Origin of the sequence: Levilactobacillus paucivorans (assembly GCF_001437125.1) — a bacterium.
Lineage (GTDB): Bacteria > Bacillota > Bacilli > Lactobacillales > Lactobacillaceae > Levilactobacillus > Levilactobacillus paucivorans.
The window spans coordinates 1-209 of record NZ_JQCA01000113.1 but is presented as its reverse complement, the minus strand read 5'-3'; the positions used below and the strand labels follow the sequence as shown (position 1 = coordinate 209).

The 209-nt window shown below is 47.4% G+C and carries 1 pseudogene; it reads right to left on the bottom strand.

Annotated elements, in window-relative coordinates:
- Nucleotides 1-32: 32 nt before the first annotated feature.
- Nucleotides 33-209 (bottom strand): annotated as a pseudogene (locus IV54_RS08665) (IS30 family transposase); the annotation flags it as partial.

Here is a 209-nt window from a genome sequence, read left to right as displayed (position 1 = left end):
CTAAGAATCTATTCTTAGAAGTGGTCTAGTTGCTAAGCTAGTTCAGGCATTAAATCAGCTGGACAGCGATAGTTCAATGACCGCCGCAGCCGGTTGTTTAAGGTATCTTGAGCCAGTTGAATATCAACCAGTGAGGCCAATGCCAAGGATCTGCCCTTCGGGAAGAACTCGCGTAAAAGGCCGTTAGTGTTCTCATTGGTTCCGCGTTC